The organism is Janthinobacterium sp. Mn2066 (assembly GCF_049319705.1).
Classification (GTDB): Bacteria; Pseudomonadota; Gammaproteobacteria; order Burkholderiales; family Burkholderiaceae_D; genus Janthinobacterium.
On sequence record NZ_JBMOUF010000002.1, the window covers coordinates 1 to 20,534 of the forward strand.

At 61.0% G+C, this 20,534-nt stretch carries 19 protein-coding genes and 1 tRNA gene; 13 read left to right on the plus strand and 7 right to left on the minus strand.

Annotation, left to right across the window (positions count from 1 at the left end; all coding sequences use genetic code 11):
* Positions 1-159 precede the first annotated feature (159 nt).
* A tRNA-Arg gene (locus ACL9RI_RS03300) sits at positions 160-236 on the plus strand.
* A 59-nt stretch (positions 237-295) separates the two neighbouring features.
* Here ACL9RI_RS03300 and ACL9RI_RS03305 read toward each other — a convergent pair.
* On the minus strand, positions 296-1,156 hold the full coding sequence (locus ACL9RI_RS03305) for a helix-turn-helix domain-containing protein (RefSeq protein WP_422725168.1): 861 nt from the start codon (positions 1,154-1,156) through the stop codon (positions 296-298).
* 115 nt (positions 1,157-1,271) lie between these two features.
* Here ACL9RI_RS03305 and ACL9RI_RS03310 point away from each other — a divergent pair, with 115 nt between their 5' ends.
* The 4 genes from ACL9RI_RS03310 (at position 1,272) to ACL9RI_RS03325 (ending at position 5,767) form a co-directional block, all read left to right on the plus strand.
* Positions 1,272-2,228, plus strand: coding sequence for a phytanoyl-CoA dioxygenase family protein (locus ACL9RI_RS03310; protein WP_422725169.1), 957 nt, complete (start codon positions 1,272-1,274; stop codon positions 2,226-2,228).
* Positions 2,229-2,371: 143 nt separating this feature from the next.
* On the plus strand, positions 2,372-2,686 hold the full coding sequence (locus ACL9RI_RS03315) for a hypothetical protein (RefSeq protein WP_422725170.1): 315 nt from the start codon (positions 2,372-2,374) through the stop codon (positions 2,684-2,686).
* A gap of 150 nt (positions 2,687-2,836) precedes the next feature.
* The gene (locus ACL9RI_RS03320; protein WP_422725171.1) at positions 2,837-3,988 is read left to right on the plus strand and encodes an alpha-hydroxy acid oxidase; all 1,152 of its coding nucleotides are present in this window, start codon (positions 2,837-2,839) and stop codon (positions 3,986-3,988) included.
* A gap of 150 nt (positions 3,989-4,138) precedes the next feature.
* Positions 4,139-5,767 (plus strand): methyl-accepting chemotaxis protein, encoded by a 1,629-nt coding sequence (locus ACL9RI_RS03325; protein WP_422725172.1) that lies wholly within the window; start codon positions 4,139-4,141, stop codon positions 5,765-5,767.
* Here ACL9RI_RS03325 and ACL9RI_RS03330 read toward each other — a convergent pair.
* Both ACL9RI_RS03330 and ACL9RI_RS03335 read right to left on the minus strand, forming a co-directional pair.
* On the minus strand, positions 5,764-6,273 hold the full coding sequence (locus tag ACL9RI_RS03330; RefSeq protein ID WP_422725173.1) for an AAA family ATPase: 510 nt from the start codon (positions 6,271-6,273) through the stop codon (positions 5,764-5,766). The genes ACL9RI_RS03325 and ACL9RI_RS03330 overlap by 4 nt on opposite strands.
* A 317-nt stretch (positions 6,274-6,590) precedes the next feature.
* Complete coding sequence (locus ACL9RI_RS03335) at positions 6,591-8,162, minus strand: diguanylate cyclase (RefSeq protein ID WP_422725174.1); 1,572 nt, start codon at positions 8,160-8,162, stop codon at positions 6,591-6,593.
* A gap of 105 nt (positions 8,163-8,267) precedes the next feature.
* On the opposite strand from ACL9RI_RS03335, the gene ACL9RI_RS03340 reads away from it, so the two are divergent.
* Together ACL9RI_RS03340 and ACL9RI_RS03345 are read left to right on the plus strand one after the other, a co-directional pair.
* A complete protein-coding gene (locus ACL9RI_RS03340; protein WP_422725175.1) occupies positions 8,268-8,831 on the plus strand; it encodes a GNAT family N-acetyltransferase in 564 nt (187 codons plus the stop codon).
* Between the two features lie 278 nt (positions 8,832-9,109).
* A complete protein-coding gene (locus ACL9RI_RS03345; RefSeq protein ID WP_422725176.1) occupies positions 9,110-9,643 on the plus strand; it encodes a hypothetical protein in 534 nt (177 codons plus the stop codon).
* Between the two features lie 7 nt (positions 9,644-9,650).
* Here ACL9RI_RS03345 and ACL9RI_RS03350 read toward each other — a convergent pair whose 3' ends face one another.
* Both ACL9RI_RS03350 and ACL9RI_RS03355 read right to left on the minus strand, forming a co-directional pair.
* A complete protein-coding gene (locus ACL9RI_RS03350) occupies positions 9,651-10,616 on the minus strand; it encodes a D-2-hydroxyacid dehydrogenase (protein ID WP_422725177.1) in 966 nt (321 codons plus the stop codon).
* Positions 10,613-11,563 carry a LysR substrate-binding domain-containing protein gene (locus ACL9RI_RS03355; RefSeq protein ID WP_422725178.1) on the minus strand — a complete coding sequence of 317 codons (951 nt, stop codon included), beginning with the start codon at positions 11,561-11,563 and terminating at the stop codon, positions 10,613-10,615. The genes ACL9RI_RS03350 and ACL9RI_RS03355 overlap by 4 nt, the downstream gene beginning before the upstream one ends.
* A 189-nt stretch (positions 11,564-11,752) precedes the next feature.
* On the opposite strand from ACL9RI_RS03355, the gene ACL9RI_RS03360 reads away from it, so the two are divergent.
* The 6 genes from ACL9RI_RS03360 (at position 11,753) to ACL9RI_RS03385 (ending at position 19,784) form a co-directional block, all read left to right on the plus strand.
* A complete protein-coding gene (locus ACL9RI_RS03360; protein WP_422725179.1) occupies positions 11,753-11,908 on the plus strand; it encodes a hypothetical protein in 156 nt (51 codons plus the stop codon).
* Complete coding sequence (locus ACL9RI_RS03365) at positions 11,905-12,768, plus strand: alpha/beta hydrolase (RefSeq protein WP_422725180.1); 864 nt, start codon at positions 11,905-11,907, stop codon at positions 12,766-12,768. The genes ACL9RI_RS03360 and ACL9RI_RS03365 overlap by 4 nt, the downstream gene beginning before the upstream one ends.
* Before the next feature lie 281 nt (positions 12,769-13,049).
* Entirely contained in the window at positions 13,050-14,294 is a 1,245-nt protein-coding gene (locus ACL9RI_RS03370; protein ID WP_422725181.1) for an efflux RND transporter periplasmic adaptor subunit, read from the plus strand.
* Positions 14,295-14,297: 3 nt separating this feature from the next.
* Positions 14,298-17,498, plus strand: coding sequence for an efflux RND transporter permease subunit (locus tag ACL9RI_RS03375; protein WP_422725182.1), 3,201 nt, complete (start codon positions 14,298-14,300; stop codon positions 17,496-17,498).
* 20 nt (positions 17,499-17,518) lie between these two features.
* Positions 17,519-19,000: an efflux transporter outer membrane subunit gene (locus tag ACL9RI_RS03380; RefSeq protein WP_422725722.1), complete on the plus strand. Its 1,482-nt coding sequence runs from the start codon at positions 17,519-17,521 to the stop codon at positions 18,998-19,000.
* A gap of 265 nt (positions 19,001-19,265) precedes the next feature.
* Positions 19,266-19,784, plus strand: a complete 519-nt coding sequence (locus tag ACL9RI_RS03385) for a fasciclin domain-containing protein (protein ID WP_422725723.1) — start codon at positions 19,266-19,268, stop codon at positions 19,782-19,784.
* 64 nt (positions 19,785-19,848) lie between these two features.
* Here ACL9RI_RS03385 and ACL9RI_RS03390 read toward each other — a convergent pair whose 3' ends face one another.
* On the minus strand, positions 19,849-20,112 hold the full coding sequence (locus tag ACL9RI_RS03390; RefSeq protein WP_422725183.1) for a hypothetical protein: 264 nt from the start codon (positions 20,110-20,112) through the stop codon (positions 19,849-19,851).
* A 64-nt stretch (positions 20,113-20,176) separates the two neighbouring features.
* Entirely contained in the window at positions 20,177-20,440 is a 264-nt protein-coding gene (locus ACL9RI_RS03395; protein ID WP_422725184.1) for a hypothetical protein, read from the minus strand.
* Between the last annotated feature and the right edge of the window lie 94 nt (positions 20,441-20,534).

Here is a 20,534-nt window from a genome sequence, read left to right on the forward strand (position 1 = left end):
CGGCTGTAGCTCAGCTGGATAGAGTACTTGGCTACGAACCAAGGGGTCGTGGGTTCAATTCCTGCCAGCCGCACCAGTATGATCATCAACACCGGATTCGCCGGGGATTGATGCAAGTTTCAAGCTTCATGCAGGTCGGTGAAGTGATGTGGAAGTTTTGCGGCTGTAGCTCAGCTGGATAGAGTACTTGGCTACGAACCAAGGGGTCGTGGGTTCAATTCCTGCCAGCCGCACCAGAATAAGAGGGATCAGATTGAAAAATCTGGTCCCTTTTTTCGTTTTTCCCTTCCTTGATTTAATCGTGCCGATATTGCCGGCGAAATGTGCGTGGCGTCACCCGTTTGGCCGCCAGGAACTGGCGGTTGAAATGGGCCAGGTTGCGATAACCGGCTTCCTGCGCGATCACGGCGATGCTCAATTCACTTTCGATCAATTGCTGGCAGGCGCGGCCGATGCGCAGCCGCGCCAGGTAGGCGCCCGGCGTGCAATGCGCATGGCGCTTGAACAGGCGGTGAAAAGCGCCCAGCGACAGCGCCGCCTGCTGCGCCAGGGTTGCCAGCGCGATCTCGTCGCGAAAATGCGCATGCATATGGTCCAGCACTTTTTCCATGCGTTGTTGCTGGCCGTCACCCTCGACAGGCGTTTGCGCCATCGAGGCCAGCGTCCGTGCGCGGCCGTCGCCGGCCAGCATCAGCAGCACCTCGAGCAGCAGCGGTAGCCGCTGCGGCACCGGCAAGGCTTGCAGCTGCAACAGCCGTTCGGCGCAGCGCGCGCTGGTGCCTGGCGAAAAATGCAGGGCAGGGCCGGCGCGCACGGCCAACTGCCGCAAGCCGTGCAGCTCGGGAAACGCGGCCGCCAGTTGCGTGATCCACTCGGGCGCAAACCATACCACCACCGCCAGCATCGGCTGCGTGTCCGTTATGCGCTCATGCGCCGACCAGGTGTGCGGCAAGTTCGGCCCCACCAGCACCAGGTCGCCAGGCTCGAAATCGCCCAGATGGTCGCCGATATAGCGCTGGCCGCGCGCATTGACCGTCAGGGTCAGCTCGAACTGTGGGTGGTAATGCCAGATGAAGGGAATCGTCTCCAGTTCGCGCCACAACAAGCCCCAGGAATGACCTGGCGGTATCGTGACTTGTTCGAATAGCGGTGTCATCGTGACGTTTTTCCGGTTGAGATGGTCAGGATCGTATCAGTATTGGCGACTTTGCGCGCATTTTGACTGCTATCGGCGCTGCACAATCTGTCTCACACACAACAAGGAGACAGCGATGCAAGACAGATATCAATATGGCGACCAGCGCCCCGGCAATCCGTCCGTGGCCTACACGGCGCAAACCCAGTTGCGCGAGCTGCAAAAACAGTTGCCGCTGCGCGTGCTGTCCGACAGCGATTTTGCGCATTGGCAAACCTATGGCTATGTGATCGTCAGTGACGCCGTCACGCCGGAACAGGTACGGCGCACCGCGGATTTTTTGTGGCAATTCCAGGGGCTGGACCCGCACGATCCCGCCAGCTGGAACCGTGCTCAATTGCGCGACCATGCGATGCAGGAGCTCAACGGTTCCGGCATGGTGGAGGCTTATCACAACCAGACACTGTGGGATAACCGCCAGACGCCCAGAGTCTACGACGCCTTTGTCGATATCTGGGACCGCGAAGATTTGTGGGTGACGATAGACCGCGCCAACCTGAATACGCCGAATCTGGGCAAGCGCAAGTTTGGCGGTTTCATCCACTGGGACGCGGACACGACCCTGGAGCCGCTGCCCGTCAACGTGCAGGGCGTGCTGGCCCTGTCCGACACGACGCCGGAAAGCGGCGGCTTTCAATGTTATCCGCAACTGTTCCAGCATTTTGCGACCTGGCGCGCGCAGGCGCCCCAGGACCGCAATCCATGGCAGCCCGACCTGGCGACGGTGCCGTACCCGATGGAATTCATTGCCATGAAAAAAGGCGAGTTATTGATCTTTAACAGCTTGCTGGCGCACGGCATCCGCCCGAATACCTCGACCGACCAGGTGCGGCTGGCGCAATATATTTCTTTTACCCCCGCCCAGCAAGAGCATCAAACCCTGCGCGACTGGCGCGTGCAAAGCTGGCGCGAGCGCAGCGCGCCGCAAGGGTATGCTTTTCCCGGAGACCCTCTGGAACAGGAAAAGCGCCTGTATTCGCAGGCGCAGCTGAGCGCGCTCGGTGAGAAAATATTGGGAATGCGTGATTGGTAACAGGCCTCATCGTTCAGTGATTGTAAGTGTTTGTAATGACCGTCAACGCTCGTGCCTGCCACCGCGTTTTTTGCTCAGTGACACGCAAAACACCGCGTCACACACAGACAGATACACCCACCACTAGACTTGAGGATTGCACCATGAAAAACGTTTTTGCCAAACTGAGCGCTACCCTGATCGCCGGCCTGTTCGCTTCCGCTGCATTCGCTCAAGCACCAGCCCCAGCCGCTTCCGCCACTACTCCAGCCGCTTCCGCACCCGTGGCCATGAAGGCCCAGGTCAAGCCAGGCAAGGAAGCCGTGAAAACGCAAGCCAAGGAAGCTACCCCGGCAGCGGGCGCCGAAGCCAAGGTTGCCAAGAAAAAAGCGCATAAAAGCGTGAAAAAAACCGAAGCCAAAGCGGCAGACAGCAAAGTCGCCAGCGCACCGGCAACGCCAGCGCCAGCAGCGAAATAAACGCCTGCTGTGCCCACAAAAAGACAGGTTCGCCTGTCTTTTTTTATGCCTGCCGCAGTCCCGCTTGGGCAAATCCTGTGACGGATAGACAATTCCCGGCAAATGCAGGATCATGGCCTGACTTGTCATCGATCAAGGAAACACATGAGCATGGGCACGAATATGATCACCTGCATCGAAGATTTGCGTGTATTGGCCCAACAACGGGTACCGCGCATGTTTTACGATTATGCCGATTCCGGTTCCTGGACGGAATCGACCTACCGTGCCAACAGCAGCGATTTCGCCAAAATCAAATTTCGCCAGCGGGTGGCCGTCAACCTGGAAAACCGCAGCCTGGCCTCGACCATGGTGGGCCAGCAGGTGGCCATGCCGGTGGCCCTGTCGCCCACGGGCTTGACGGGCATGCAGCATGCCGATGGCGAAATCCTGGCGGCCAGGGCGGCGGAACGCTTTGGCGTGCCGTTCACCTTGTCGACCATGAGCATCTGCTCGATCGAAGACGTGGCTGCGCACACGACCAAACCGTTCTGGTTCCAGCTGTATGTGATGAAGGACCGCGAATTCATCAACCGCCTGATCGACCGCGCCAGGGCGGCCAACTGCAGCGCGCTGGTGCTGACCCTGGACTTGCAGGTGCTGGGCCAGCGCCACAAGGATTTGCGCAATGGCTTGTCGGCGCCGCCCAGGCTGACGCTACCGAATATCCTCAACATGGCCACCAGGCCGCGCTGGGTGATGGGCATGCTGGCGACTAAACGGCGCGGTTTTGGCAATATCGTCGGCCACGCCACTTCGGTGTCGGACATGTCTTCGCTGTCGGCCTGGACCCAGCAGCAGTTCGACCTGAGCCTGTCCTGGGCAGACGTGGAATGGATCAAGCAGCGCTGGGGCGGCAAGCTCATCATCAAGGGCATCATGGACCCCGAAGACGCGCGCCTGGCCGTGGCCAGCGGCGCCGATGCGCTGATCGTTTCCAACCATGGCGGCCGCCAGCTCGATGGAGCGCCATCGTCAATCGAAGCGCTGCCCGCCATCGTCGATGCTGTCGGTACCCACATCGAAGTGCATATGGATGGCGGCATCCGCTCGGGCCAGGACGTGCTCAAGGCGGTGGCCCTGGGCGCCAGGGGCGTGTATATCGGCCGCCCATTCCTGTATGGCCTGGGCGCCATGGGCGAGGCGGGCGTCACGAAATGCCTGGACATCATCCGCAACGAACTCGACCTGACGATGGCCTTCTGCGGCTTGCGAGATTTACAGCAGGTGGACCAGAAGATTCTGCTGCCGGGGACGTTTTAAAAGCAGCCTCTGCAGCGCGTGTTGCGGCTGCAAACAAGTTGCAACACATTAACGAGTATGTAGCTAAAACATTGTTTATTCGCATGAAATTGGGCCTGCTTCCAACGTATTGTGGTCTTGTCCGTGACCGCCACCTGCGTTGGAGCCCGCATGAACAAGCTTTCCTTTCAGCAAAAATTATGGATACCGCTGTTGTGCAGCCTGCTGTGCATGTCCGGTATCTTCGTGTATGACGCCTACGAAGTGCGCAAGATACGCATCGAGGAACGCAGCGCTGACCTCAGCAATATCGCCGACCTGGGCTTGAGCACCATCAAACTGTTTGGCGACCAGGCCGCGGCGGGCAAGATCAGCAAGGAAGAAGCGCAAAAGCAGGCCACCGAGATCATCAAGAACATGCGTTTCGGCAAAGAGGGTTACCTGACGATCAGCAACTTCGACGGTTATGCCCTGATGAATCCGTTCAAGCCTGAAAACAATGGCAAGAACATGATCAATTTCCAGGATGCCAATGGCAGTTATATGTACCACGACATCGTGGCGGCCGGCATGAGCGAAGCCGGCGCCGGTTTTGTGCGTTATGTGTGGCCACGGCCGGGACAGAGCAACGCCGTGCCGAAGCTGAGCCGGGTGGCTGGCTACAAGCCGTGGCGCTGGAATGTGATGGTTGGCGTGTACATGGACGATATCGACGCGGCTTTCCAGTCGGCGCTGTGGAAATCGCTGGGTTTGCTGGCCATCCTGTGCGGGGCCTTGTCGGCCATCGTGCTGGCAATTAACCGCAACCTGCGCCATGCGCTGGGCGGCGAACCGGCGTACGCGGCGCAGGTCGCCGAAAAAATCGCGCAGAACGATTTGAGCGTCGTCGTCGTCGTCGTCGCCGGTGCCGATGACAAGGGCAGCGTGCTGTTCGCCATGAAAACCATGCAAGGCAACCTGGCCAGCACCATCGCGGAAATCCGCCAGAGCGCCGACACCATCGCCACCGCCTCGCGTGACATTGCCAGCGGCAATATGGATTTGTCGGCGCGCACGGAAATGCAAGCCAGTGCGCTGGAAGAAACGGCCGCCTCGATGGAAGAGCTGACCTCGACCGTCAGCAACAACGTGCAAAACGCCTTGCAGGCCAACCAGCTGGCCAGGGCCGCGTCCGACGTGGCGCAGCAGGGCGGCGCGGTGGTGGCCAGGGTTATCGCCACCATGCAGACCATCAACAATTCGGCGACCCGCATCGTCGATATCATCAGCGTCATCGACGGCATCGCCTTCCAGACCAATATCCTGGCCCTGAACGCGGCGGTGGAAGCGGCACAGGCCGGCGAGCAGGGGCACGGCTTTGCGGTGGTGGCGACCGAAGTGCGCAACCTGGCGCACCGCAGCGCGGCGGCCAAGGAAATCAAGGTGCTGATCGGCGATTCGGTCGACAGCATCAACGCCGGCAGCACCCTGGTGGCGCAGGCCGGCGCCACCATGGACCAGGTGGTGGCCAGCGTGTCGCGGGTCACCGACATCATGGCGGACATCACGGCCGCCTCGCAAGAGCAAAGCACCGGCATCAGCCACGTCAACCAGGCCATCACGGAAATGGATGGCGTTACCCAGCAGAACGCGGCGCTGGTGGAGCAGGCGGCCGCGGCGGCCGGCAGCCTGCAAGACCAGGCGGCCAACCTGGCGCAGCTGGTGTCGCGTTTTGCACTCGAGGACGTCGCACCGGTGCACGCCGTGACGCCACCGCGCCGTGCCCCGCTCACACCGGCGCGCGAGCTGGTGCTGTATTAATTGTCCGCGCGCACGATCACAAATCCTTCCTCGGTGGACGGCGGCACGAAATGGCGCGTGATGGCGTCGAACTGTTCCTCGCTGGTCTGGAAGGGATGCTTGCCATCGGCATTGCGCTGGCGCAAGCGCGCCTTGCAGACCTCATCGGGCACATCGAGAAAGTGCAGCACATGCGGCGCGCCGCTGTGTTCGGCCAGCTCGCGCATCCAGGCGCGGCTGGCCGGCGTGTTGGCCGGGAAATCAAGCACCACGGAGACGCCGGCTTGCAGCATCTTCAGGCACAGCGGCTGCATGGCCGAACGCAAGCGCGCTGCGTGGGCCACGTAATCGGCCAGGCTGCTGATCTGGCCCGGATACAGCTGGGCAAGTAAAGTATCTTCGCTGATGCGCACCGTGTGTGGCGCCGCAGCCAGGTTGCTGGTCAAGGTGGATTTGCCCGAGGCAATCTTGCCGCACACCAGGTGCAGGGTGGGCGTTGAAAATGGTTGCTTGGAAGTAGATGGCATGGTCGCTCGCTCAAGGTGGAAATCAAACCTGCGAGACGACTGCTGTAGCCAAGCCGCCCCGCAGGCGGCTTAGTGGGTCAATACTCTGCTAAGCCACCCGGTGTGTAATGGTGGCAATAATCGATGACAGCAGAGCGGATGTGGTGTGCATGGCCTAACGATGCCACGCGCTTTTCTGCTTGTCAATGCCCGGCTGGAACAGGCCGCTCAGCAGCATATCCTGGATGGCGCCCGAAAAGCCGCCATGGGTGGCGCGGCCCCAGAGCCGTGGCGCTGGCGCACAGCAGGCGCCCCAGCACCCACGATGCCATCGTGCCTTACGCTGCGGCGGGCTGGCTGCTGGCCCGGTTGCGTCCGCTGTTTTTCGATTGGTATAAACAGGCATCTGCCTGGCGTATCAGATCGGCGTTGCCGGCGCCAGCTTGCTGATCCGGATAGACCGTGGCAACGCCGAGGCTCAGCGTCACGACATCGATGGCGCTCGCTGCGTGCGGTATCTGCAGCGCCACCACGGCGGCCCGTATCGTTTCGGCGACTTCCAGTGCGCCTGCCGTATCGGTATTGGGCATGATCACGGCAAACTCTTCGCCGCCGTAACGCGCCGCCAGGTCGCCGGGGCGGCCCACGCAGCGCGATACGGCGCCCGCGACTGCCTGCAGGCAGCCATCGCCGGCCACGTGGCCATAACTGTCGTTAAACTTTTTAAAGAAATCGACATCCATCATGATCAGCGAAACCGGGTGGGCATGGCGCTGGGCGCGCTTTAATTCCTGTGTCAGCGTGTCATCGAAGCAGCGGCGGTTGGCCAGCCCCGTCAAGCCATCCCTGGAAGCCTGCGACGCCAGGTCGGCATTGAGCTTTTGCAGTTCGCTACTGGCCACGCGCAATGCCGCTTCGATCTGATCGCGCAAGGCAATCTGCGCCATCAGTTTGCGGAATAAATAAATCAGTGCGGCGCCGGCAATCAGCGAACCGAGCACGATTTGCGTACTCAGGCGTTGCCACTCGGAGAAAATATCTTGTTTGGATAGTCCCGCAGCAACGATGACGGGGAAGCGCTCCAGGTGGCGGTAGCTGTACAGCCGTTCAACCCTGTCCACTTTGGCCGTCATGACGGCGGTGCCTGCCGGTCCCATCTTGCGGTAGGCCTGCAAGATGGGACCATCGGCAATATCCATGCCGATCACTTCGGCCTGGAATGGCTGCCTGTAGATCAGTGTGCCATTATCGAGGGCCAGGAAGGCGGTGCCGGCATGGCCCAGGTTCAGGCTGTTATATGCGCGCTCGAAGGAATCGAGTCCCAGCGTGACCAGCACGACACCGGCAAAAGCACCATCGCTCGATTCGACCCGGCGCGACACCGGCAGTATCCATCGCCCGCTGGTTTTGCTTTGCACCGGCAGGCCGATATGGCTGCCCAGCTGCATATGTGCTTTATGGAAAGCAAAGTAATCGCGGTCCGCATTATTGCCGTCTTGCTGGCCGGGGATAGAGCTGGCCAGCCAGTCGCCGTGTTGATCGAAAATAAAGAGGCCTTCGATTTCGCTGATGTTATGGGATAGCTGCTGCAGGTGGGACTGCAGCCGCTCGCCGGTGGCGTCATTGTTTCCTGTATGGCGGATTTGTTCGGCGACATCTTCCAGCATCACATCGGCCAGTTCCAGTTCCATATACGCCTGGGCAGCCAGGGTGCGCGCCATGCTGTCAGTCGTCGCTTGCGCCTCCCGCAAACGCGCCTCGTGCGAGGACCAGACGATCCAGGCCGTCAAGCCGATCAGCATGGCGCACATGCAGAAAAAAGCCATGCTGGCCCAGGCAATCACGGGCCGCTTTTTATTGATCAGAGGCTTGAACGGTTGTATTGCAATATTGCTGTCTGCTTCGGTCATAAAAATTGAAATGCGTTGGAAAAGTAATTGAGATGGGGAAATCTTGCCATCCCATTATAGTTGCATGAAATAATAAGAATCGCCGATTTGATACAAAGGAATGACATGGCTTATTCGAAAACGATGACCACCGCCCGCCTGACCCTGCGCAAGACGCAGCCCTCCGATGCCGCCGCCTTGTTTGCGATGCATGCCGACCCTGAAGTCATGCGCTATTTCAGCGAACCACCCTGGACCGAGCGCGAACGCGCCATCGCCAAGATCGCCGAAGATGCGGCCGCGTTTGAGAAGGAAGAGTATTTTCGCTTCGCCATCGAACTGGCAGAAACCGGCGAATACCTGGGTAGCTGCACCCTGTTTGCGCTGCATCAGCAAAACCGCCGCGCCGAGATTGGCTACGTGCTGGGTCGTCAGCACTGGGGCAAAGGCTATATGCAGGAGGCGCTGGATGCGCTGCTGGAATACGCTTTTATCGAACGGGACTTGAACCGCCTGGAAGCGGACATCGACCCGCTGAACAAGGGGTCGGCCAGCGCCCTGGAACGCCAGGGGTTCAAGCAGGAAGGTTTCTTGCCCGAACGCTGGATCGTCGGCGGCCACGTCAGCGACTCTGCCCTGTACGGCTTGCTGCGGCGCGAGTGGCAGGCGCGGCGTCTTCCGCAGGCATAAGCCGGTTGGTTTGCGGTGCGCGCTTGCGTACCGCTCAAATCAGGCGTAGTTTTCTTCTCAAGGTATTCGCAGCAAGCCCTCCATCCGCGCGACATGTCCGCGCCTGCCGACCCTTCCTTGTGCCAGGGGATGCCTACAGCCAGGGCATCACCGGAATAGCTGAACCCGGCACGATTCTCACCACAGTGATTGCAAGAACCAGGGCTCCCGCAAGGCGGGCCAGACGCTGCGCTGCGCGGGGCACTTTGCGGCTAAACAGATGAACGGGAGTACACATCATGGCTGAACACGACACTTTTGCGGATTACGCGGCGAAAAATGAAAAATGGCGTAACGCGCTCAATATTCCTGCCTATGTTCAATATTCGGACCAGGTCGATATTGCCTGGCAAGTGATCGAGGATCTGAGCCTGGAAGATCCCGATAAATATGAGCAATTCCGCGCCGACGCGCTTGCGGCCGGTGCGACGCAAGAGGAAGACGAGCGCGACAGCAGCCCGCCCTTGTCGCAGGCCGAGCGCATCCGGCAAGAATTGGCCGGCATCGCGCCCGGCACCTATCTGATGTTGCACGGCCACTATGGCAACGCCATCAATGCGACCATCGAGCAGGGCAAGCTGGTCGGCATCGATGACAAGGCGGGCACGGTGAAGCTGCATAGCACCGTCTATAACAAGGACTTGACGGTGCGTATCGACCAGATCACTTACATCGACGCCAGCCGTTCAGGCTCGGGCGCGCTCGGTGCGGTGCAGCAGGCGGACTTGCGCCGGGTCGGCAACGACTGGTACCGGGGCAACCAGAAATTATAGGCGGCGTTCAGCCCACGACATTCGTCGGCGCGCCCTGTGCAAACGCTTCCACGTTGGCGATCAGCTGGTCGGCCAGCTTTTGCATGGCCTCGCCGCTGGCCCAGGCCGTGTGCGGGGTGAGGATAAAGTTGGGCAGGCGCAAGTTCAGCAGCACGTTGTCCGGTGGCGGCGGTTCCTGGCTCAATACATCGAAGCCGGCGCCGGCGATCACGCCGGTCGTCAGGGCATGGGCCAGCGCAGCTTCGTCGACCAGGCCGCCGCGCGCCGTGTTGATCAAGAGGGCGGTCGGCTTCATGCTGGCCAGTTCAGGCGCGCCGATGATATTGCGCGTCTTGTCGGTCAAGGGCAGGTGCAGGCTGAGAATATCGGAGGTGGCCAGCAATTCCTCTTTCGACACTTCCAGCACATCGGCCTCGTTGATCGGCGAACGATTGTGTACGGCAACTTCCATGCCGAAAGCGCGCGCCAGGTGGGCCACGGCCTTGCCCAGCGCGCCGTAGCCCAGCAAGCCCAGGCGGCTGCCGGCCAGGTCGCGGATCGGGTGGCCGAACAGGCAGAAGCGTTCGGACGCTTGCCACAGCCCCGCTTCCACGTCGGCCCGGTAGGCGATCAGCTGGCGGCGCAGGGCCAGCATCAGCGCCAGCGTGTGCTCGGGCACGGTGGCGCGCGCGTAGTCGCGGATATTGGCGACGATAATGCCGCGTTCGCGGCAGGCGGCCAGGTCGATGATATCCGTGCCGGTGGCGGCCACGGCGATCATCTTCAACTGGGGCAGTTGCGCCAGTTCGGCTGCGCGCAGCGGCACTTTATTGGTGATGGCGATGGTAGCGTCTTTCAAGCGTTCCACCGTCTGTTCGCTGCCCTTGGTGTGTGGGTATTCTTGCCACGTATGGGCAAACGCCGGTGCGCGAACGGTGGCGATCAGGCTGTCGCGGTCGAGAAAGACGATATGGTGGGGCGATGCTGTGCTCATGGTTGTGCCTCTGTCGGGTTGATGTGCGCATGCTTGTTCTTGAGCTGCGTGGCCGGGTGGGTGGAAAACATGTCGGCGACCCATTCGACGAACACGCGCACCTTGGCGGACAGGTGGCGGTTCGGTGGATAGATCACGTGGATGGGCAGCGGGTCCGAATGCCAGTCTTCCAGCAATTCGATCATTTTGCCCTGCTGTTTCAGGGGTTCCAGCATGAAGTGGGTCATCTGGATGACCCCCAGCCCTGCCAGCCCGGCCGCCGTGTAGGCGTTCGAATCGTTCAGGGCGATATGGCAATTCATGGCGATCTGTATGCGTTCGCCGTCGCGCGTAAAATCCCATTCGAAGGTCTTGCCCGTCTTGGCCGAGAAAAAATTCACGCCGTGGTGGGCCGTCAAATCATTCGGGTGCGTCGGCGTGCCATGCTGCGCCAGGTAGGCGGGCGAGGCGCACGTCATGAAATGCAGCTGGCCGACGCGTCGGGCGATCAGGTTCAAGTCGCCCAACTCACCGCCGCGCACGGCGCAATCGACGCCTTCCTCGATCAAGTCCACCGGGCGGTCGCTGCAACCGAGTTCGAGCACGATGTCGGGGTAGCGCGCAAAAAAGTCAGGCAGGGCAGGGATCAGCAATTCGCTGGCCAGCGCCGTGGGTGCATCCACGCGCAGGCGTCCGCTGGGACTCAGCCGGGTGCGCGACAGCGACTCCTCTGCTTCGCGCACGTCCGACAGGATGCGCACGCAGCGCTCGTAGTAGGCGGCGCCGTCCGAGGTGATGCTGACGTGGCGCGTGGTGCGGTTCAGCAGTTTCACGGACAAGCTCGTTTCCAGCGACTGGATCAGGGTCGAGACGGTGGCCTTGGGTAACTGCATGTTTTCGGCAGCGCGCGTAAAGCCGCCCGCATCGACTACCTGTATGAATACTTCCATTGCCTGCAGTTTATTCATCTTCTTCCTTATTGTTCGAGATTCTGAACAATCAATTCGTCATTGCACTCTTTATCAGATTGTAGAACAAGTCTATAGTTGTTGTACTGCAGCATAAAGAAGTGTCTGCAGATAGTCATCAGGAGAAAGATCATGGGTCATCGGAATGGAAGCTTTGCAGTGTTCGCGTTAGTGTTGAGCGCGCTTGCCTTGTCCGCGATGGTATATACGGACGCGTATTCGCAGGCGGCGCAATCCGAAGCCAGCGGCTATAACGCCCTGACCCATGAAGTCGGCCGCGCCGCGCTGCTGTGCCTGAATGATACCGTGGTCGATGCTGCAGTGCAGCCGGTGGTGGCGCAATGAGCCAGGCCAGTGCACTGGTCGCCGAATTGGCGCCTGGACAGGCGTTGAAGATACGCGATATACAAGTGCAGGGCGCGCAAGAGCCGCTCGCTGCGCGGCTCTACACGGCCGGCGTGCCGGGCGCCAAACAACCGAGCCTGATCGTGTTTTTCCACGGCGGCGGCTTTGTCGATGGCGACCTGGACGATTCGGACGACTTCCTGCGTTGCCTGGTGCTGAGCAACCCCGATCACGTGGTGCTGGCATCGAACTACACCCTGGCCAAGGTGCGCCCATTTCCCGCCGCCGTCGAAGACGCGCATGCGGTGCTGCTATGGGCGAAAAAGAACAAGGCCAAGCTGGGCTGGACGGGCAAGCAGATGGTGGTGTCCGGGATTGAAGCGGGCGCCAACCTGGCTGCCGTGTGCGCCATGATGTCGCGCGACCGTGGCGGTCCGCCGCTGGCTGGCCAGGTCTTGATCATGCCGATGCTGGACCCCGGCCTGTCGTCGTGCTCGATGCGCGCCTTGCCGGCGTGCCCGGAGCTGGTGGAAGTGGCCGATAAATGCGCCGCCGCCTACCGTGGCTATTTGCCGAACGCCGCTGACCGCGCCCATCCGTACGCGTCGCCGCTGCAGTCGAGCCGGCTGAAGAATTTGCCGCCAGCGCTCATCCTGTCCAGCGAAGATGACCCATTACGCGATGAGGCTGAACAATACGGCAGCAAGCTGATCGCTTGCGGCATCAAGACGACCGTGCGGCGCATGCCTGCCGCGCCCCTCAATGAAGCGGGCGCCCGCAATGAATGCGCGTGCAGAGTGCACGTATTGGGTGAAATTGCCAGTTTTGTGACGGGATTGGGACAAGAACCCGAGTCATGACGCCGATCTTCACGGCACCACAAAAAAATTACACTAAGTAGTTTACTTTTTGAGTTTTGGTTGTTACACTATGTAGTGTAGTTCTTGGTGTAACTCCCTTTCTGCCTGCGTTGTGCACTCGCACAGCCAGCTTCGTCGTCCCCGTCTGCTTTTAAGCCGCAGGCGGCCTGTTTACCTTTGATCGAGCGCCGTCGGGCGCCATGCAGCAACAGTACCTTTTTTAGCTGGGTTGCTTCCTGCCGCCCATACCATTAGAAATTTTCATAAGACAGGGAAATAAAATGAAAAACGTTCAACAATTTTCGACGCTGCTCAAGCCCCTGGCCGCATCGCTCGCGCTGGCCGGACTGGTTGCCGTGAGCCTGGCTGGCTGCGATTCGGCAAATAGCAAGGTGCCCGACGCGCCCGCAGCCGGCGGTCCGCCGGTCTCCACTGCTGCCGTGGTGGAAAAGCAGATTACGGAAACCCAGGAATTCTCGGGCCGCCTGGAAGCGATCGACCGCGTGGAAATCCGCTCGCGCGTCAACGGCTTCATCACGTCCGTGAACTTCAAGCCAGGCAGCGAAGTGAAAAAAGGAGATGTGCTGTTCGTCATCGACCCGCGTCCCTACCAGGCGGAAGTGGAACGCACCGAAGGCGCTGCCGCCTCGGCCCGCGCCAAGGCCGGCCTGGCCAAGCTGGAGTTGACGCGCTCTGAAAAGCTGCTGGCTGAAAAAGCCATCGCCCAGCGCGAATACGATGAAAAAGCGGCCGATATGAAAGGGCTGGAAGCCGATGCCCGCGCGGCGCAAGCCTCGTATGACGCGGCCAAGCTGAATCTGTCCTATACCCGCGTCGAGTCGCCTATCAGCGGCCGCGTCAGCAAGGCTGAAATCACCGTCGGCAACCTGATCGATGCTTCCGCCATTCTGACCTCCGTGGTGTCGACCGACCGCATCTACGCCAGCTTCGATGGCGATGAAGACACCTATCTGCGCGTGGCTGGCACGGCGCAAAAAGGTACGCCCGTCACCGTGAAAATCGGCCTGGCCAATGAAACGGGTTTCCCGCATGAAGGCAAGCTCGAATTCGTCGACAACCGGCTCGATCCGGCGACCGGCAGCGTGCGCATGCGCGCCACCTTCGCCAATACCGACCGCGAACTGGTGCCTGGCCTGTTTGCACGCGTCCAGCTCGATGGCGGCAACGGTCCGAAGGCGCAAAGCACGGCACTGCTGATCAGCGACCGCGCCGTGGGCACCGACCAAAGCCGCAAATTCGTCTACGTGATCGGCGCCGACAACAAGGCCGAATACCGCGCCGTCAAGCTGGGCCCTGCGGCCGATGGCTTGCGCGTGGTGCGCGATGGCTTGAAGGCAGGCGAAAAAATCGTCGTGAACGGCTTGCAGCGCGTGCGCCCTGGCGCAGCGGTGACGCCGCAACTGGTGGCGATGGACTTTGATCCGACCGCACCGGCTGCACCCGCGAAACCTGCAGCAAAAGACGCCAAGATCGCCGCAAAAGCGGCATCGACTACCAAGGAATAAAACATGAATTTTTCACGCTTTTTCATCGACAAGCCGATTTTTGCGGCGGTCTTGTCGATCATCATATTCGTAGCGGGGCTATTGTCGATTTTCGGCCTGCCCATCTCCGAATACCCTGACGTCGTGCCGCCGTCGGTGGTGGTGCGCGCGCAGTATCCGGGCGCGAACCCGAAAGTGATCGCCGAGACGGTGGCAGCACCGCTCGAAGAGCAGATCAACGGTGTTGAAAACATGTTGTACATGTCTTCGCAAAACACCTCCGACGGCGCGATGATGCTGACCGTGACCTTCAAGATCGGCACCAACGTCGAGCAGGCTGAAACGCAGGTGCAGAACCGCGTGCAGCGCGCCTTGCCGCGCCTGCCGGAAGAAGTGCGCCAGATCGGCGTGACGACCGTCAAGTCGTCGCCCAACCTGACCATGGTGGTGCATCTGGTCTCGCCGAACAAGCGCTATGACGATATGTATCTGCGTAACTACGCCGTGCTGAACGTCAAGGACCAGCTGGCCCGCCTGCCTGGCATGGGTGATATCCAGATCTTCGGCGCCGGCGACTACGCCATGCGCATCTGGCTCGATCCGCAAAAAGTCGCTGCCCGCAACATGACCGCCAATGACGTCGTCGACGCCATCCGCGAGCAGAACGTGCAGGTCGCCGCCGGTGTGATCGGCGCGTCGCCAGCGAAAAACGCGGACTTCCAGCTGACCGTCAACACCCAGGGCCGTCTGCAAACGCCAGAGCAGTTTGGCGACATCATCGTGCGCACCAACGCCGATGGCGCCGTCACGCACCTGCGCGACGTGGCGCGGGTGGAAATGGGCGCCAACAGCTACTCGCTGCGTTCGCTGCTGAACAATAATCCAGCCGTCGGCATGGGTATTTTCGAAGCCCCGAACGCCAACGCGCTGCAATTGTCCAGCGATGTGCGCGCCAAGATGGACGAACTGAAAAAAGACTTCCCGCAAGGCGTGGAATACCGCATCGAGTACGACCCGACCCAGTTCGTGCGTTCCTCGATCGAAGCCGTCATCCACACCCTGCTCGAAGCGATCGCGCTGGTGGTACTGGTGGTGATCATCTTCCTGCAAACCTGGCGCGCATCGATCATTCCGCTGCTGGCCGTACCGGTTTCCATCGTCGGCACGTTTGCCGTGATGCTGGGCTTTGGCTTCTCGATCAACACCCTGTCGCTGTTCGGCCTGGTGCTGGCGATCGGTATCGTGGTCGATGACGCCATCGTGGTGGTGGAAAACGTCGAGCGTAATATCGAAGAAGGCCTGTCGCCGCGCGACGCGACCATCCAGGCCATGAAAGAGGTGAGCGGTCCGATTATCGCTATCGCCCTGGTGCTGTGCGCCGTGTTCGTGCCGATCGCGTTTGTTCCCGGCCTGTCGGGCGAGTTCTATCGCCAGTTTGCGCTAACCATCGCGATTTCGACCGTGATCTCCGCATTCAGCTCGCTGACCCTGGCGCCAGCCCTCTCGGCCGCGCTGCTGAAACCGCACGATGCACCGAAAGATGCGCTGACCCGCGTGATGGACAAACTGTTCGGCCGCTTCTTCGCCTGGTTCAACCGTTTCTTCGGCCGTGCTTCGCACCGCTACGAAGCGGGCGTCAAAGGCGTGTTGGGCCGCAAGAGCGCGTCGCTGGGCGTGTACGCGCTGCTGGTGGTTGCCGCCATCTTCACCTTCAAGGCAGTGCCGGCCGGTTTCGTGCCTGGCCAGGACAAGCAGTATCTGGTCGGTTTCGCGCAATTGCCTGACGCCGCCTCGCTGGACCGCACGGAAGATGTGGTGCGCCGCATGTCCGACGTGATCAAGTCGGTGCCTGGCGTCGAATCGACGATTGCCTTCCCTGGCCTGTCGATCAACGACTTCACCAATGCGCCTAACTCGGGCATCGTGTTTGCGACCCTGAAACCGTTTGACCAGCGCACCACCAAGGAATTGTCGGGCGGCGCCATCGCGGCCGAGATCAACAAGCGCCTGGGCGGTATCCAGGACGCCTTCATCATGGTCTTCCCGCCACCGCCGGTCAACGGCCTGGGTACCATCGGCGGCTTCAAGATGATGATCGAAGACCGTGGCAACCTCGGTTACGACGCGCTGTACAACGCCACGCAGGCACTGGCCGCCAAGGCGTATCAGACGCCGGAACTGGCGGGCGTGTTCTCGGGCTACCAGATCAACGTGCCACAGCTGTTTGCCGATGTCGACCGCGTGAAAGCCAAGCAGATGGGCGTGCAGCTGCAAACGATTTACCAGACCTTGCAGATCAACCTCGGTTCGCTGTACGTGAATGACTTCAACCAGTTTGGCCGTACCTACCAGGTCCGCGTGCAAGCCGATGCGTCCTTCCGTTCGCATGCGCAGGATATCGCGCAGCTGAAGGTACGCAGCGACAAGGGCGAGATGATCCCGCTGTCCTCCCTGATGCGCGTCAAGGATACCTATGGTCCGGACCGCGTACAGCGCTACAACGCCTACGCCGCAGCCGACTTCAACGGTGGCGCCGCGGCGGGTGTATCGAGTGGCCAGGCGCAAGCCGCGCTGGAACGCATCGCCAAGGAAGTGCTGCCGCAAGGGATTTCGTTTGAATGGACCGAGCTGACCTATCAGGACATCCTGTCCGGTAACACGATGATCTATGTGTTCCCGCTGTGCGTGCTGCTGGTCTTCCTGGTGCTGGCCGCCCAGTACGAAAGCTGGACCCTGCCGCTGGCCGTGATCCTGATCGTGCCGATGTCGATTCTGTGCGCGCTGCTCGGCGTCAAGCTGACCGGTGGCGACAACAACGTGTTTACGCAGATCGCCCTGTTCGTGCTGGTGGGCCTGGCGTCGAAGAATGCGATTCTGATCGTGGAGTTTGCGCGTGAACTGGAAGACCATGGCCGCAGCATCGTGCAAGCGGCGCTGGAAGCTTGCCGCCTGCGCCTGCGTCCGATCCTGATGACGTCGATCGCCTTCATCATGGGCGTGGTGCCTCTGGTGTTCTCGCACGGCGCCGGTTCGGAAATGCGTCATGCGATGGGTGTGGCGGTGTTTGCCGGCATGCTGGGCGTGACCTTCTTCGGCCTGTTCCTGACGCCTGTGTTCTATGTATTGCTGCGCACCCTGGCGCAGCGTTTTGAGAAAAAGCCGGTGGTGACGGTTGCCAAGCATCCTGTAGCGCCTGTGCTGGATCTGGAAGGAGATGTATCTTGAAAAACAATATCATGACACGCATGGCTACACCAGCTTTGCGCACGACCCTGACGGCCATGGCCGCAGCCGTGCTGCTGGCGGCGTGCGCGGCGCCTGAATTCAAGCAGCCGCAGATCGATACGCCGGCCGCGTTCAAGGAAGATCAAACGCCGCCTGCCGTGCAGACGGCAGCCGATGGCACGCGCTGGAAGCAGGGCGTGCCGGCCGAGCGCCAGGCGCGTGGCGAATGGTGGCTGGCTTTCAATGATCCAGCCTTGACCGAGTTGATCGGCGAAGCGACCAAGGCCAACGCCAACCTGGCCGTGGCCGCCGCCAGGGTCAAGCAGGCGAGGGCGATTGCCGGTATCGCCGAAGCGGACCGCATCCCGCAAGTGGGCGTGAACGTGGGCGCGCAGCGCAACCGCGCTTCCGCACTGTCGCTGTCGCTGCCGGAAGGCACCCCGGTCGCGCCGGGCAATGTGTACCAGGCCAACCTGACGGCCAGCTACGAAGTCGACCTGTTCGGCCGCGTATCGTCCAACGTCAGTGCAGCGCGCAGCGATGCGCTGGCGGTGGAAGCGACTTACCGCTCGGTGCTGCTGTCCTTGCAGGCAGACGTGGCGCAGACCTACTTCATGCTGCGTGAAACGGATGCCGAACTGGCGACCCTGGAACAGACGGTGCGCCTGCGCGAGGAAAGCGTGCATGTGAACCAGCGCCGCTACGACCTGGGCGACATCGGCGAGTTCGACCTGGCCCGTGCCCGCACCGAGTTGTCGACGGCGCGCGCCGAAGCCATCGGCTTGCAGCGTCAGCGCACCACCAACGAGCATGCGCTGGCCGTCTTGCTGGGCAAACCGGCCGCCAGTTTCACGGCGTCCGTCAACCCGCTGCAAGACAGCGCTTTCCTGCCCGTGATCCCGGCTGGCTTGCCATCGTCGCTGCTGGAGCGCCGTCCCGACATCGCGTCGGCACAGCGCACCATGGAAGCGTCGAATGCACGCATCGGCGTGGCGAAATCGGCCATGTTCCCGGCCCTGACCCTGAATGCACAGGCTGGCGGCACGGGCGACACTGTCGCGGATATCTTCAAGTGGAGCAGCCGCTCCTGGCTGCTGGGCGCCCTGATGTCGATGCCGGTCATCGACGGCGGCCGCAACAAGGCCGCTGTCACGCGCAGCGAAGCGCAGCTGGAAGAATCGGTGGCGACCTATCGCCAGAGCGTGCTGGTGGCGTTCGCCGAGGTGGAAGACAACCTGGCCGGCCTGCGCATCTTGTCGGGCCAGACGCAGCAGATCGATGAAGCCGTCGTATCGGCCCGTCGTTCTGCCGACCTGGCGCAGAAGCTGTACGCGGCCGGCCGTTCCAGCTACCTGGACCTGCTTGACGCACAGCGCAACCTGGCGACCATCGAGCGCAACGCCGTGCAATTGCGTGGCAACCGCGCCGTCACCACCGTGGCGCTGATCCGCGCCCTGGGCGGTGGCTGGGGCGAGCCTGAGCAGCAAGTCGCGGCCAACTGATCCCGGCAGCGCGGGCTGGATCACCCCGGCCCGCGCCTTGGGAATTGATGAAGCAATACTGAATACGGTGTATGCGCAGTTGGCGCTGCGCCGTATTTTTTTTTGACGACTTGTTTTTAATGCAGCAAAAATAACTGAATCCGATCCCTGCATGACGGCGTAAATGACTGTGCAATCACGCACAGGCTTGTTTAGCCAGCCTTCAGACAGTCACCAGGAGATCACCATGCGCACCTTTATTCCCGCAGTCTTGTTCGCCACTTCCATGCTGGCCACCGGCGCCAGTTTCGCTGCCGAGATGAGCACCATGGTCGGCGGTCAAAGCATGTACCCCAGCAAGGACATCGTCGATAACGCCGTCAATTCGGCCGATCACACCACCCTGGTCGCTGCCGTCAAGGCGGCAGGCCTGGTCGATACCCTGAAAGGCAAGGGCCCGTTCACGGTCTTCGCGCCCACCAATGCGGCGTTTGGCAAGCTGCCGGCCGGCACCGTGGAGACCCTGGTCAAGCCGGAAAACAAGGCTACCTTGACCAAAATCCTCACCTACCACGTGGTTCCCGGCAAATACGACTTCAAGGCCCTGGCCCATGAAATCAAGATGCATGACGGTAAAGCGACCCTGGCCACGGCCAGCGGCGGCAAGCTGACGTTCGCCATGAACGGCATGCACAACATCGTGGTGATGGATGAAAGCGGCAATAGCGCCAATATCAGCACCTATGACGTGTACCAGTCGAATGGCGTGATCAATGTGATCGATACCGTACTGATGCCGAAGTAAGTAGAAACAAGCGGGCGAAAAAAAAGACAGGGCGCGCCCTGTCTTTTTGAGTGCTGCAGCCTGATTACTTGGCTGGCGTTGCTGGCGTTGCTGGCGCTGCCTGTGCTGCCGGAGCGGCTGCATCTGCTGGCGTGGCTTTCTTCGCTTTCTTTGCCTTGTGATGCTTGGTGTGCGCAGCCTTGGCGGCCGGTGCCGGGGTTTCAGCCTTGGCGGCTGGCGCTGCTGCGGTGGCCGATGCTGCTGGTGCCGCTGGCGCTGCGGCTGGCGTTTGCGCGAAAGCGGCGGTGGCGAACAGGGTAGCGATCAAGCTGGCGATGATTTTCTTCATGGTGAGGCCTCTATGTCTAAGCGAATGGTGAACAATCAGGTGATGCCGATAAATCGTGCGTCAATTACTTGGCTGCTGCTGGCGCTGGTGCAGCAGCGGCGCTTGCCGGTGTCGTGCCTTCAGCTTTTTTTTCAGCCGATTTCTCAGCTGCCTTGGCTTTGGCTTTTTTCGCTGTGTGGTGTGCTTTCACCTTAGCTTCAGGCTTGGCCGCTTCGGTTTTGGCCGGTACCGAGGCTGCTGGCGTTGCTGCCGCAGGCGCTGCAGGCGTTTGAGCAAAAGCAGCGGTAGCGAACAGGCCGGCGATCAGGGTTCCAATTACTTTTTTCATGGTGCAGTCCTCAGTGGTGGTTTGTCTGGTGTGTCTGTTGGTGCCGGCACGTTTGCCGTGTCACTGAGCAGAAAACGCGTCCCGCCGAGGCTGC